The sequence below is a fragment of the Thalassovita sp. ABM4_323 genome (assembly GCF_056158665.1).
Map to the genome: position 1 here is coordinate 2,721,560 of NZ_JBSWTS010000007.1, position 12,453 is coordinate 2,734,012.

Annotated in this window: 12 protein-coding genes; 11 read left to right on the forward strand and 1 reads right to left on the reverse strand. The window is 62.5% G+C overall.

The genetic code is table 11. From position 1 onward, the window contains the following. The 6 genes from gpt (at nt 1) to ACXADQ_RS15890 (ending at nt 6,828) form a co-directional block, all read left to right on the forward strand. Nucleotides 1-507, forward strand: coding sequence for a xanthine phosphoribosyltransferase (gene gpt / locus ACXADQ_RS15865; RefSeq protein ID WP_475322931.1), 507 nt, complete (start codon nt 1-3; stop codon nt 505-507). Between the two features lie 30 nt (nt 508-537). Next, nucleotides 538-1,485, forward strand: a complete 948-nt coding sequence (locus ACXADQ_RS15870) for an acyltransferase family protein (RefSeq protein ID WP_475322936.1) — start codon at nt 538-540, stop codon at nt 1,483-1,485. Between the two features lie 77 nt (nt 1,486-1,562). After that, a complete protein-coding gene (locus ACXADQ_RS15875) occupies nt 1,563-2,753 on the forward strand; it encodes an aminotransferase (RefSeq protein ID WP_475322940.1) in 1,191 nt (396 codons plus the stop codon). Between the two features lie 44 nt (nt 2,754-2,797). Further along, on the forward strand, nt 2,798-4,639 hold the full coding sequence (locus ACXADQ_RS15880) for a SurA N-terminal domain-containing protein (protein ID WP_475322943.1): 1,842 nt from the start codon (nt 2,798-2,800) through the stop codon (nt 4,637-4,639). A 12-nt stretch (nt 4,640-4,651) separates the two neighbouring features. Next, nucleotides 4,652-6,163: an anthranilate synthase component I gene (gene trpE, locus ACXADQ_RS15885; protein WP_475322947.1), complete on the forward strand. Its 1,512-nt coding sequence runs from the start codon at nt 4,652-4,654 to the stop codon at nt 6,161-6,163. A gap of 95 nt (nt 6,164-6,258) precedes the next feature. Further along, a complete protein-coding gene (locus ACXADQ_RS15890; protein ID WP_475322952.1) occupies nt 6,259-6,828 on the forward strand; it encodes an rRNA large subunit pseudouridine synthase E in 570 nt (189 codons plus the stop codon). Here the strand turns inward: ACXADQ_RS15890 and ACXADQ_RS15895 are convergent. Further along, a complete protein-coding gene (locus ACXADQ_RS15895) occupies nt 6,825-8,195 on the reverse strand; it encodes a divergent polysaccharide deacetylase family protein (RefSeq protein ID WP_475326096.1) in 1,371 nt (456 codons plus the stop codon). The genes ACXADQ_RS15890 and ACXADQ_RS15895 overlap by 4 nt on opposite strands. Nucleotides 8,196-8,350: 155 nt before the next feature. Between ACXADQ_RS15895 and ACXADQ_RS15900 the strand changes: the two genes are divergently transcribed. From ACXADQ_RS15900 to ACXADQ_RS15920, 5 genes are read left to right on the forward strand one after another with little or no spacing between them, the layout of a single operon-like run. After that, nucleotides 8,351-8,932, forward strand: a complete 582-nt coding sequence (locus tag ACXADQ_RS15900) for an anthranilate synthase component II (RefSeq protein ID WP_475322956.1) — start codon at nt 8,351-8,353, stop codon at nt 8,930-8,932. Then, nucleotides 8,929-9,951, forward strand: a complete 1,023-nt coding sequence (gene trpD, locus ACXADQ_RS15905) for an anthranilate phosphoribosyltransferase (protein WP_475322960.1) — start codon at nt 8,929-8,931, stop codon at nt 9,949-9,951. The genes ACXADQ_RS15900 and trpD overlap by 4 nt, the downstream gene beginning before the upstream one ends. After that, on the forward strand, nt 9,948-10,766 hold the full coding sequence (gene trpC / locus ACXADQ_RS15910) for an indole-3-glycerol phosphate synthase TrpC (RefSeq protein WP_475322963.1): 819 nt from the start codon (nt 9,948-9,950) through the stop codon (nt 10,764-10,766). The genes trpD and trpC overlap by 4 nt, the downstream gene beginning before the upstream one ends. Then, complete coding sequence (gene moaC, locus ACXADQ_RS15915) at nt 10,766-11,242, forward strand: cyclic pyranopterin monophosphate synthase MoaC (RefSeq protein WP_475322967.1); 477 nt, start codon at nt 10,766-10,768, stop codon at nt 11,240-11,242. Before trpC ends, moaC begins: the two co-directional genes overlap by 1 nt. Beyond that, nucleotides 11,239-12,411 (forward strand): molybdopterin molybdotransferase MoeA, encoded by a 1,173-nt coding sequence (locus tag ACXADQ_RS15920; protein WP_475322970.1) that lies wholly within the window; start codon nt 11,239-11,241, stop codon nt 12,409-12,411. Before moaC ends, ACXADQ_RS15920 begins: the two co-directional genes overlap by 4 nt. The last annotated feature ends 42 nt before the right edge of the window (nt 12,412-12,453 follow it).

Genomic DNA, 12,453 nt, shown 5'->3' on the forward strand with positions numbered 1-12,453 from the left:
ATGGCCGAGACTCGCCTGCCCCACGAAAAAGGGTTCCACATCAGCTGGGATCAGATTCACCGCGACAGCCGTGCCTTGGCCTGGCGTCTGGATGGGCAAGGACCGGACAATGGCGCGTGGAAGGCCATCGTCGCCATCACTCGCGGCGGCATGGCCCCGGCCATGATCATCGCGCGCGAGCTGGACATCCGCACCATCGATACGATCAGCGTCAAATCCTACAATCATCAAGCGCAGATGGAGGCTCAGATACTGAAGGCCCCGGATGCCGAGCTGATGGGCGATGGCACCGGCATTCTGGTCATCGATGATCTGGTCGACAGCGGGAAAACGCTGGAGCTGGTACGTAAGATGTATCCCAAGGCCCATTTCGGAACTGTCTATGCAAAGCCCAAAGGTCGCCCTCAGGTTGACACTTTTATCACCGAAGTAAGCCAGGATACCTGGATCTTTTTCCCGTGGGATATGGCATTGCAATATGTGGAACCGTACCGAGGCACAGACTAGACAGCGCAACATGAACCGGATGGTTACGCCATGAGCAGCGACACCATCCGGGAAAAGCTGATTGGCGGGACCTCGCCAAACGAGCGCGCGCCCAAGTTCTATTCTTTGGAACTGATGCGGTTCATCTGCGCCTTTTCGATCGTCTGGGGCCATCTGGGCGCCCCCTATGCCATCGTCGCCTATGCTGGTCTGAACGCCTTTATTATTCTCAGCGTTGCGCTTAGCACCCGCGCCGCCACCCGGCAGGATTTCGGCAGCTTCATGACGCGCCGTATCATCCGCATCTTTATCCCCTGGCTGGTCTGGTGCGGCTTTTATCTGTTCTTTCGTGGGCTGCGGGATGGCTGGCACACCATGTTCGTCCTGACTGATCCGGCGTGGCTGCTGATCGGGCCGGAAATCCATCTTTGGTTCCTGCCCTTCATCCTGATCTCGGCCCCGTTTGCCTATATGGCGATGCATCTGCCTCATGGGCGCATCTTCGGAGGCATCCTGGTGGTGATTGCGCTGCCGCTGTCCTGTGGGGTGTACTATGTCGAGCGGCTCGAGCTGCTGGACGCGCCCTGGACCCAATGGTGCTTTGCGCTGCCGCCCCTGTTTTACGCCGTGATCCGGGTCTCGGGTCGCCGCTGGGGGCCTGCCTTTATCCTGTTGGGCACGCTGATCGGCATGACCTGGCTGGGCCATCCCGAGCCCGCATGGTTCCTGCTGCTGGCCGCTGCGGTGTTCGAGATCTTCCTGCGCATCGACAGAATCGGGGCCTGGGCGCAACCGCTTGGGGACTCGGCCTTTGGCATCTACCTGCTGCACCCGTTCTTTGTGGTGGTCGTCGCGCGGTTCATGCCCCCCAGCGGCAACAACGCCTTTTTCGCCGAAACCGTGTTCCTGGCATCTTGGGCGGGCAGCTATGCCTTGTTGCGCATGGGGCAGTTTGTCACCGCCAAGGTCAGCCCAAAACGATCGGCGCGCACCGTGTGACATCGGGTGCGTGACTCGGGGCTTGCTCCGCCCGCGCGGGCGCATATCCTGCCAGCGTCCTGGAACCGGAGCCTGTCATGAGTTTGTCCCGCACCGCTGCCACCTTTCCTCCGCCTGTGATGGAGGCCCGCCGCTGGATCGCGGGCGTTGACTTCCCGGCCGAGCGTCCCTTGATCAATGTCAGTCAGGCCGCCCCGGTCGATCCGCCGCCGGATGCGTTGCGCCAGCATATCGCGCAAACCGCGCTAAATCTGGACAGCGCGCACCTGTATGGCCCGGTTCTGGGCCTGCCCGAATTGCGCGCCGAGGTGGCCAGCAAGTTCAGCGCCGCATATGGCGGACAGATCAGCGACAGCAATGTCTGTATCACCGCCGGCTGCAATCAGGCTTTTTGCGCGGCGATGATGACGCTGACCACCGAGGGGGACGAGGTGATCCTGCCCACGCCCTATTACTTTAATCACAAGATGTGGCTGGACATGACCGGGGTGCGCTGTGTCGACCTGCCCACCGGGCACGGGCTGTTGCCTGACCCGGATCTGGCCCGCGCGATGATCACCGAGCGCACCCGCGCCATCGTGCTGGTGACGCCGAACAACCCCGCGGGCGTGGAATATCCCGCCGATCTGGTTGCCGCCTTTCGCGACGTGGCCCGCGCGGCCGGTATTGCCCTGATCATAGACGAAACCTATCGCGATTTTCACAGCCAAAGCGGTGCGCCGCATGAGCTGTTCACCGATCCTGATTGGGGCGACACGGTGATCCAGCTGTATTCGTTTTCCAAGGCCTATCGGCTGACTGGCCATCGGGTGGGCGCGATGATCGCGCATCCGGATCGGCTGGCGCAGGTCGAGAAATTCCTCGATACCGTCACCATCTGCCCCAACCAGTTGGCGCAGCACGCCGCGCTGTGGGGGATGCAGAACCTGGATCAATGGCTGGCCGGAGAACGCGCCGAGATCCTGGATCGGCGCGCCGCGATCGAAGAGGGCTTTCCCAAGCTGGCCCTCAAAGGATGGGAGCTGTTGGGCGTGGGCGCTTATTTCGCCTATGTCGAGCACCCGTTCCGGCGGTCCTCGCTGCAACTGGCCCAGGACATGGTGCAAGAGGCCGGCGTTCTGGCCCTGCCCGGCACCATGTTCATGCCCCCTGATGACCCCGCCGGGGAACGCCAGCTGCGGATTGCCTTTGCCAATATTGATCGCGCGGGCATCAACACCTTGTTTGACCGGCTTGCGGGCCTTGCCCCCCGCAAGGTCTCGTCGTAGACACGGGCGGACGAATTCAATTCACCCGGTGATAAGGGACGCTCATGGCTAAAGGCGCTACTTCGAAAATCTTTGTCTGGATTCTGTTGGGTCTGCTGATCGTGGGCCTTGCGGGGTTTGGCGCCACCAGCCTGTCGGGAAATGCGCGCTCGATCGGCGCTGTCGGTGACGAGAAGATCACCATCCAGGAATATGCGCGCGCGCTTCAGGACGAGCTGCGCGCCATTCAGGCCCAGACCGGGCAAAGCATCACCTTTGAACAGGCGGTGGCCTTTGGGCTGGACCGCTCGGTTCTGGGGCGTCTGATCGGAGCCGCCGCGCTGGACAACGAAGCGCGCAGCATTGGCCTGTCGATGGGCGATGAAAACCTGCGCCGCCAGATCGTCGAGATCCCCTCGTTCCAGGGGGGCGATGGCCAGTTCGACCGCGAGGCCTATCGTTTTGCGCTGAACCAGGCCGGTCTGACCGAAGCCGAGTTCGAAGAGGAAATGCGGGACGAGGCCGCCCGCAGCCTATTGCAAGGCGCGCTGATAACGGGCGTCACCATGCCCGACGCCTACACCGACACGCTGCTGGGATATTACGCCGAACGGCGCAGCTTTACCTGGGCCGTGCTGAATCGCGAGGCGCTGGAAACCCCGATTCCCGCCCCCACCCCGGATCAGCTGGCCGCGTATCATCAGGATAACGCTGCTCAATTCACCAGCCCGGCGATCAAACAGCTGACCTATGTCTGGCTCTCGCCGGATATGGTGATCGATCAGGTTGACGTGGACGAGGCCGCGATCCGCGAACAATATGACTCCAACCTGGCCACCTATATGCGCCCCGAGCGCCGTCTGGTGGAACGCCTGGCCTTCTCGGATGACGAGGCTGCACTGGCCGCCAAGGCACAGATCGAAACCGGCGACGTGACCTTCGAGGATCTGGTGACCGACCGTGGTCTGGACCTGACAGATGTGGATCTGGGTGATGTGGTCAAAGACGATCTGGGTGCCGCTGGTGGGGCCGTATTCAACGCCTCGGTTGGGGATGTTGTGGGCCCGTTCGACAGCAACCTTGGCCCGGCCCTGTTCCGCGTGAACGGTATTCTGGCCGCCAAGGAAACCCCTTACGAGGATGCGCGCGACGCCATCCGTATCGAACTGGCCGCTGATCGCGCGCGCCGCATGGTCGACAGCCAGTCCGAAGCGATCGACGATCTGCTGGCCGGGGGCGCCACCTTGGAAGAACTGGTCGACGAAGCTGGGATGCAACTGGCCACGATGGATTGGCATGACGACGCCGAGGACCGGATCAACGGCTATGCCGCCTTCCGCAACGCCGCCGAAGCCGTCAGCGACGGGGATTACCCTGAACTGATCCGTCTGGATGACGGCGGTCTGGCGGCCCTGCGCCTGGAGGGCGAGGTCGCCCCTGCCCTGATCCCGCTGGACGATGTCCGCGACGAGGTTACCGCCGCCTGGTTCGCCGCCGAAACCACCAAGGCCCTGAACGCCCGTGCCGAGGACCTTGTCCAAGAGTTGTCCAGCTCTGATGATATGGCCGCGTTGGGCCTGACCGCGCGGATCGAAACGGCCCTGACCCGCAACGAATTCATCAGTGGTGCGCCCAATGGATTCCTGGCGCGGGTGTTCGAATTGACCCAGGACCAGGCCGTGGTGATCTCCGATGCCACCACCGTTGCCATCGTGCAGCTGAACGACATCCTGCCCCCCGATCTGGAGGACCCCGAGGTCAGCGCTTTGGCGGCCTCGCTGGATCAGGAAATCAATGCCTCGCTGGCGCAAGACCTTTACGCTGCCTATGCCCGCAACATTCAGGACACCGCTGGGATCAGCCTCGATCAGGCTGCAATCAACGCTGTGCACAGCAATCTCCAGTAAGGACCGGATACCGTGGAACTGACGCCGACTTTTGATGATTTCGCCAAGGATTACGAGGCGGGGAAAAACCGGGTGGTCTATGCGCGCCTCGCGGCGGATCTGGATACGCCCGTGTCGCTGATGCTGAAGCTTTCGGGCGCGCAAAAAGACGCCTTCATGCTGGAATCGGTGACCGGGGGCGAAGTGCGCGGCCGCTACTCGATCATCGGGATGAAGCCCGACCTGATCTGGAAATGCGACGGCACGACCAGCGCGCTGAACCGTCAGGCGCGCTTTGATCCCGAGGCTTTCGAGCCGTGCCAGGATGACCCGCTGACCGCCCTGCGTGGGCTGATCGCGGAAACCAAGATCGACCTGCCCGCCGACCTGCCCGCCGCCAGCGCGGGCCTGTTTGGGTATCTGGGCTATGACATGATCCGACTGGTGGAGCATCTGCCCGATGTGAACCCCGATCCGCTGGGCCTGCCGGATGCGCTGATGCTGCGCCCTTCGGTCGTGGCGGTGCTGGACGGGGTCAAAGGCGAAGTCACCGTGGTGTCGCCCGCCTGGGTCAACGATGGTTTGTCCGCCCGCGCGGCCTATGCGCAGGCGGCCGAACGTGTGATGGATGCGGTGCGTGATCTGGAACGCGCCATGCCCCAGGCCAGCCGTGATCTGGGCGAGGCCCATGACGCCGGTGCGCCCACAAGCAATTTCACCAAGGCCGGGTATATGGAGGCCGTCGAGGCCGCCAAGGAATACATCCGCGCGGGCGATATTTTCCAGGTGGTGCCCTCGCAGCGCTGGACGCAGAATTTCCCGCTGCCGCCGTTTTCTCTGTACCGCTCGCTGCGCCGGACCAACCCGTCGCCCTTTATGTTCTATTTCAACTTTGGTGGTTTCCAGGTGATCGGGGCCAGCCCCGAAATTCTGGTGCGAGTTTTTGATCGCCAGGTCACCATTCGCCCCATCGCCGGCACCCGCCCGCGCGGGCAAACCCCCGCCGAGGACAAGGCGCTGGAAGAGGACCTGCTGGCCGATCAAAAGGAACTGGCCGAGCACCTGATGCTGCTGGATCTGGGCCGCAACGACACGGGCAAGGTCAGCAAAATCGGCACCGTGCGCCCGACCGAAGAGTTTATCATCGAGCGCTACAGCCACGTGATGCATATTGTCTCGAACGTGGTGGGGGAACTGGCTGAGGATCAAGACGCGCTGAGCGCCTTTTTCGCGGGGATGCCTGCCGGGACTGTGTCTGGTGCGCCCAAGGTGCGCGCGATGGAGATCATTGACGAGCTCGAGCCCGAGAAGCGTGGTGTTTATGGCGGGGGCTGCGGATATTTCAGCGCCAATGGTGACATGGACATGTGTATCGCCCTGCGCACCGCGATCGTAAAAGATCAGAAACTGTATATCCAGGCGGGTGGCGGAGTCGTGTATGACTCGGTGCCCGAAGCCGAGTATATGGAGACCGTGCACAAGTCCAACGCCATCCGGCGCGCCGCTGCGGATGCCGCCCGGTTCACCGGTAACGGCAACAGTTGATACGGATGTAATCCGGCGGAGCGCGCCAAGGCGCGCGCTGGATATCTCGGCCTGACGGCCTCGGGATTGGTGGTGTCCTTGAGGCGCAGCAGAAAATGGGGAAGGACGAACAAGCCGTGACGCGGGTAATCCTGTTCAACAAACCCTTCAACGTTTTGTCGCAGTTCACTGACAAGGGCAATGAGGGGTCAGATCGCAAGACCTTATCCGAGTTCATCGACGTGCCGGGGGTCTATGCTGCTGGGCGGCTGGACCGGGACAGCGAAGGGTTGTTGGTTCTGACGGACAACGGGCGCTTACAGGCCCGCATTGCCAACCCGCGCAACAAGATGGCCAAGACCTATTGGGCGCAGCTCGAAGGCGAGGTCACAGACGCGGCGCTACAAAGCTTGCAACAGGGGGTGTCTCTGAAGGATGGTAAGACGCGCCCGGCCAAGGCGCGCCGTATGTCAGAGCCCGCGGGTTTGTGGCCGCGCGTGCCGCCTGTGCGCTATCGCAAATCTGTGCCCGATTGCTGGATCGAGCTGACGCTAAGCGAAGGGCGCAACCGTCAGGTGCGCCGGATGACAGCCGCGGTGGGCTTTCCCACGTTGCGGCTGATCCGCTATCGCATTGGCGACTGGACACTGGCCGGGCTGGACAGCGGGCGCTGGCGCGACGCCTAGTTCTGGGTTTCCAGCAGCAGGGCAGAGATCGGGGCCAGTGCGACGCTGCTGGCGCGATCCTGCAATCCCCACAATAACAGGGCCGAGATTGTATCCGCCCGCATTCGGCCCAACATGATCACGCCGTCCTCTTCCTGGCGGGCTTTGAACGCGGCCTGATCCAGAAAGCGACGGATGATCGAAGCGTTCTGTCCCTTGGCATCGAAATCGCGGAACACGGTGGCCGAGGGCACGCCGTCTTGAGCCGCCAGTTTTTGTGCGGTGTTCAGCCCCTTGGGAAACAGCACCAGCCCGTGCCCGGTTTCGGCCAGAATGGCGGCGGTTTGATCGCTGACGGCTTTGTCGGATTGCAGCCCGGACTGATCGCCTTCGATCACGGCAACCGCGCCCGGCATCTGCGCCAGGGCGGCCCGCATCAGGGTTTCGGTGTCGCTGGCCGTCGCCCCCTGAGGCATGTCGATTTTGGCCATGACCTCGAACCCGGCAGCGCGGTACATATCGGTGCGTGCCTGCGCGTTGGGCGACAGCGGATTCACGGCAACGCTCAGCGGATAAGGGAAGGCCGACAGGGCCTCGGGACCGATCGTGCCGGCCTCGTCATCCAGCAGAATGATCGACATCAGCGGCTTGGACTCAGGGTTATCAAAGGAGGCTGCGTTGGCCTGGATCGGAGGTTTGGGCTCAGCGGGTGGGGCGGCGGCAACCTCGGGTTCGGGCTCTTTTTTATCGGTGAAGGTGCCGACCGGCGTGCCAATCTGCGGGCGATTTTGCGCCGGATCTGTCGGGGTTGGATCGGTGACCGAGGGCAAGGGATCTGCGCGTTTCGCCGGTGTAGGCGGCGTGTCGGCCTCGGCCGCGGGGCTGGCATCAATGGGTTCAGCTTGATCCTGCGGAAAGGCGGTTTGCTCGGCTGATGGCGCGGTGGGCTGCGCCGGATCGGTCGAGATTTTGCCCTCTTCCTGAGCGGATAATTCGGGCTGTTCCACCTCGGTGGTGACAACGGGCGTTGGGGCGCTGCTGCCCGCAGGCGTTGAGGCGCCATCGACATTCGGTGCGCTTAGCGATCCCTCGGGGCTGCCCGTTTCCGGACGGGCGGCGGTTTCGGTCGCAGCGGCATCCACCGGGGTTTCCGCGCTGTCGGCCTCTTGGATCATGGGGGCGTCGCCTGGTTGGGGCTGCGCATCCGCCGCATCGGGCAGTTGCGGCGCGGTATCTTCGCGTTCGCCCTGAAAATCCGATCCGGCAGGAACTTCGACCGCTTCGGCCTCGGGGGCCGGCACGGATGTGGGCATTTGCGTCAGCGAAAACACGCTGACCCCGGCCCCTGCCACCACCAAGCCGGTAACGAATCCTCGGAATACGCCCATAGCCACTGCTTTGTCCTCTTGTTCTTTTCGTCTCTTTGTCGCGATTGGCCCCCTGCCCCCTTGACGCTGTGGGCCAACCCTGAACAAGTATACCGCGACCAAGGGAGGGGCCTCTAGCCCCCAAAACACATGACCTGTATGAAAAGACCGCGCTGATGCTGCTTCTGATCGATAACTACGACAGTTTCACCTATAACCTCGTGCATTATTTAGGCGAATTGGGCGCCGATGTTGTCGTGCGCCGCAATGACGCGCTGGATGTTCAGGCCGCCATGGCGATGAATCCGGCGGGGATCCTGCTGTCGCCCGGCCCTTGTGATCCGGATCAGGCGGGGATCTGTCTGGCGCTGACGCAGGCCGCCGCCGAAACCAAGACCCCGCTGATGGGCGTGTGCCTGGGCCACCAGACGATTGGTCAGGCCTTTGGCGGCAATGTTGTCCGCTGCCACGAGATTGTGCATGGCAAGATGGGTCAGATGCATCACACCGGCAAAGGCGTGTTCGAAGGCCTGCCCTCGCCGTTCGAGGCCACGCGCTATCACTCGCTGGTGGTTGATCGCGACACCCTGCCCGATTGCCTGGAGGTCACGGCCGAGCTGGAAGACGGCACCATCATGGGCCTGCAACACCGTACGCTGCCCATTCATGGCGTGCAGTTCCATCCTGAATCCATCCGGTCCGAACATGGTCACCAGATGCTGCAAAACTTCCTGAACGTAATGAAAGTCCCCGCATGAGCGACGCGATGAAACCCCTGATTTTTGCCGCCTCCGAAGGTCCGCTGTCGCGTGCCCAGGCCGAGGCCGCCTTTGCCGAGCTGTTCGAAGGCAATGCCACCTCCGCCCAAATCGGCGGGCTGTTGATGGCGATGCGCGCGCGCGGTGAATCCGTGGCCGAATATGCAGCTGCGGCTGCGGTAATGCGCGCCAAATGCCTGCCCGTTCAGGCCCCCGAAGGCGCGATGGACATCGTCGGCACAGGTGGTGACGGGATGGGCACGCTGAATATCTCGACCGCGACGGCCTTTGTGGTGGCTGGCGCGGGCGTGCCCGTGGCCAAACACGGCAATCGTAACCTCAGCTCGAAATCCGGGGCCGCAGATGCCTTGGGCCAGATGGGCATTGATGTGATGGTTGGCGCGGACGTGGTGGAAAAAGGGATCGCCGAGGCCGGGATTGGCTTTATGATGGCCCCGATGCATCACCCGGCGATGAAATTCGTGATGCCCGTGCGGACCGAGCTGGGCTGCAAGACCATCTTTAACATCCTGGGCCCGTTGACCAACCCGGCGGGTGTCAAACGCCAGCTGACCGGGGCCTTTGCGCCTGATCTGATCTTTCCCATGGCTGAAACGCTGCAGACGCTGGGCTCGGAAAAGGCCTGGCTCGTGCATGGATCAGATGGCACCGACGAGGTCACGATCACTGGCACGACCGACGTGGCCGCACTTGAGGATGGCCAGATCCACAGCCGTCAGATTCACCCCGAGGATGCGGGCCTGCCCGTGCATCCCCTGTCTGCGATTCTGGGTGGCACGCCTGAGGAAAACGGCAAGGCCATGCGCGCCCTGCTCGAGGGCGCTGCCGGCGCCTATCGCGACGCGGTTCTGCTGAACGCGGCCTGCGCGCTTGTTGTGGCAGACAAGGCCTCCACTCTGCCCGAAGGCGTTGAAATCGCAAAAGAATCCATCGACAGCCGCGCGGCTTTGAAATCCGTGGAAACCCTGGCCCGTATCACCTCGGAGGCAAGCGCATGACCCAAACCGGCACCGTTCTGGACAAGATCAAGGCCTATAAGCTGGAAGAGGTCGCCGCCGACAAGGCCGCCAAACCGCTGGAGGCCATCGAAGCCGAAGCGCGCGAGGCCAGCCCTGTGCGCCCCTTTGCCGATGCGCTGTTCAAAGCCTCGCGCGAAGGCTATGGCCTGATTTCCGAGATCAAGAAAGCCAGCCCCTCTAAGGGTTTGATCCGCCCCGATTTCGACCCGCCCGCGCTGGCGCAGGCCTATCAGGCGGGGGGCGCAACATGCCTGTCCGTTCTGACCGATACGCCCAGTTTTCAGGGCTCCAAGGACTTCTTGACCGCCGCGCGCAATGCCTGTGATCTGCCCGCTCTGCGCAAGGATTTCATGTACGACACCTACCAGGTGGCCGAGGCGCGCGCGCTGGGGGCGGACTGTATTCTGATCATCATGGCCAGTGTGTCGGACGCGCAGGCGCAAGAGCTGGAAGACGCCGCCACCCACTGGGGCATGGACGCGCTGATCGAGGTGCATGACGAGGCCGAGCTGGAGCGCGCCGCGATGCTGAAATCGCGCATGATCGGCATCAACAATCGCAATCTCAAGACCTTTGAAACCTCGCTGGACACCACCCGCCGCTTGTCGCGTTTGGCCCCGGCGGATCGGCTGCTGGTCTCGGAATCCGGCTTGTTCACCCCCGAGGATCTGTCGGACATGGCGCGCTATGGTGCGCGCGTGTTCCTGATCGGCGAAAGCCTGATGCGTCAGGACGATGTGACCGCAGCCACCCGCGCCTTGCTGGCCAACCCACTGATGCCAGGAGGCCTGTGATGTCGGGCCTCACGCATTTCGACGCCAAGGGCGACGCGCATATGGTGGACGTGTCCGACAAGGCCGTCACCGCGCGCATTGCGACGGCGGCGGGATGGGTGAAGATGGCGCCGGAAACCTTTGATATCATTTCAGAAGGTCGCGCGAAAAAGGGTGACGTGCTGGGCGTTGCGCGGCTGGCAGGCATCATGGGGGCCAAGAAAACGCCCGACCTGATCCCGCTGTGCCATCCGCTGCCGATCACCAAGGTGGCGGTCGAACTGACTCTGGATCCTGACCTGCCCGGTGTGCAGATCGAGGCGACGGTGAAAACCACAGGCCAAACAGGCGTGGAAATGGAGGCTTTGACCGCCGTCAGCACCGCCGCGCTGACCGTCTACGATATGATCAAGGCCGTGGATAAGGCCATGGAGATCGGCGGCATCCGCGTCATCCTGAAAGATGGTGGTAAATCAGGGCGTTACGAGGCGACATGATCACAGTTAACGAGGCTCTGGAGCAGCTTTTTGCGCTAGTCCGACCGCTGGAAACAGAAGAGGTTCCACTGGCTCAGGCCACAGGCCGGGTGATGGCCAAGGATGCGGTGGCCATGCGCGACCAACCTCCTTTTGCGGGCTCAGCGATGGATGGCTATGGCGTACGCGCCGAAGAGGTCGCAGTCGGCGCCAAGTTCAAGATCATCGGAGAATCTGCCGCCGGTCGCGGGTTTCAGGGCGCGGTTGGTCCCGGTCAGGCTGTGCGGATTTTCACCGGCGCCCCGGTGCCCGAAGGTGTGGATTTCGTGGTCATTCAGGAGGACGTCGATCGGTTCGTCGACACGATCACCATTGACCAGGACCCCGGCCAGAACACCAATATTCGCCCGGCCGGCACCGATTTCGCTGAAGGATTTACGCTGACGGCGCCGCGCCTGTTGGGACCGAACGATATTGCTCTGCTGGCCTCGATGAATATTCCCGCGGTGACAGTGGCGCGCAGACCGGATATCGCATTGATTTCGACTGGGGACGAGCTGTTGATGCCGGGCGATACGCCGGGCCCGGACCAGATCATCGTGTCCAACACCTTTGGTCTGAAGGCGCTGTTTGATCAAGCCGGTGCGCTGACCCAAATCCTGCCGATTGCCAAGGATGATCCGGCCTCGATCGAAACGGTGTTTGATCTGGCCAAAGGGGCTGATCTGGTTATCACGATTGGCGGGGCCTCGGTTGGAGACTACGATCTTGTCGGACAAGTGGCCCAGCAGCTGGGACTGGATCAGAGCTTCTATAAGGTGAAAATCCGCCCCGGAAAGCCCCTTATGGCCGGCCGGATGGGCCAAGCGGTGATGGTCGGCCTGCCCGGCAACCCGGTCTCGGCAATGGTCTGTGGGCATGTTTTTGTGCTGCCGATGATCCGCGCGATGCTGGGCTTTGCGCCTGCGGCGCGCGCGCGACACAGCGGACATCTGCGCCATGACATTCCGGCCAATGGCCCTCGGGAACACTATGTCCGCGCCCATGTTGAAAACGGCCAGGTCACGGTGTTTGATCGTCAGGATAGCTCGCTTTTGTCGGTTTTGTCGGACGCCAATGCCCTGATTGTTCGGGCCCCTGACGAGGGTCCGCGCAAGGCTGGCGATCCAGTTGACTATTTGCTGATGTGAGTTCTCGCGCCGGATGAGCGCGCGAAACTGTTGACACAAAAC